At 62.9% G+C, this 1,431-nt stretch carries 1 protein-coding gene; it reads right to left on the bottom strand.

Annotation, left to right across the window (positions count from 1 at the left end):
• Nucleotides 1-811: 811 nt before the first annotated feature.
• A partial coding sequence (locus tag ALA01S_RS30990) for a PxKF domain-containing protein (protein ID WP_218011564.1) occupies nt 812-1,431 on the bottom strand: 620 nt, incomplete at its 5' end.

The following is a 1,431-nucleotide window of genomic DNA, read 5'->3' as shown; positions in this document are numbered from 1 at the left end:
GTTGATGCCGGCTCAATAGCGCCCCGCCGCGGGGACAGGCTCAGCGCCCAAGTGATCAAGGATGCGCACGCCTTACCGGTGCCATTGCAACCATGCTAGGTCGTACGGGAAGCAGGCACTGCGACGGACATGGCCGTGCAAACGGCATCGCCGCTGGACGAACAGCGGCTCAGGACGGAACCGGGCATTCGCCCCATAGGCTGGCGCTGCGAATACCGGGGCTACCGCCATGACCGCCCCCCGGCGAAAACATCTGCCGGTGTTTAGGGCAACGCTGAACAAGTTGCCAAGCTCAAGGAGCCGACCGGTCCGACGCCCTGGCATACCGCATTGCGGGATGGATGCAGCTCAGACGCGTGATTTCGATGCGAACTGCCGCCCAATCGCTGTTAGCGCCACCACCAGAATGAGCCACCATGCCGACTGGGTACTTCGCCACCACGGAGTGCGAAATTGCTTGTGCGGACAACGACTTTCAATCCAGCGTCTGGCTCAGCATTTTGTCGGCAAGTTGATGGAATACGGCTCAATTCTGTCCCGGCACCAACACTATGCGAACTGCGAGTTCCTACAACCGTTCGGGCTGCAAGAGAGGACGGTCCGGCTCACGCGTCCAGTGTTCAGCGGCGGGCTTCTATTGAGCCGGCATCAACGAACTTGAATGTATGCAGCCCGTCTTCCCTCGTGGAACAAGCATCGTTGAGTGCCGGCAGCGTCAAGTTCGTTAGTGCCGTCTCAATAACATCAACCCAGAGACGCTTCGGGCTGCGTGAGCCGGTCCGAAACCTCGCTTTGAAAGATACAAGGCGCTCTACCTGAAGCGGAACAGGGCCGTGTGCTCGATGCCGTCGGCCAAGCGCAGGATCAGCCGTCGGCATTGGCCTGACCAGGAGGGGTCGGTCTTCCAAACATAGGTGTAGATGCCCGTCCCGGCGTCATAGCGCAAGCTGCTGCTGTTGGCCGGCACGGTGTGCTCGATCTCGTCTGCGTTGGCGCCAGCACGGCATGGCACCCAGCGCGAGACGGGGAAGCCGCTGCTGAAGAAGTCCAGCCCCTGGTCAGCGCCCAGACGGAAGCTCACCGGCACGCCCGTGCCCGCGGGGACGGTATTGACCACCGGCAGCGCGTTCACCGGATCAAGGAAGCCGCCGAAGCGATAGCTGCTCTTGAGTGCCAGCGTGTGTCCGCGTCCGGCTTCGATGGCCATGAGGCCTTGCCACGAGGTGGATGGCAACGCTCCGGCCCAGCCCCAGACTGCCACCGTGCCGTCGCGTTTGAGGGCCACCGTGTGGTCCCACCCGGCGGAGATCGTTCGAACGCCGCTCAAGCCCGCGGGGACGTTGATTTGGCCCAGGTCGTTATAGCCCCAGGCGAGCACGGTGCCGTCGCGCTTGAGCGCCACCGTGTGGCCGAACCCGGCAAAAATGGCAC

Source organism: Azohydromonas lata NBRC 102462, from assembly GCF_001571085.1.
Taxonomy (GTDB): Bacteria; Pseudomonadota; Gammaproteobacteria; order Burkholderiales; family Burkholderiaceae_C; genus Azohydromonas; species Azohydromonas lata.
This window is presented reverse-complemented; position numbering and strand designations above follow the sequence as displayed.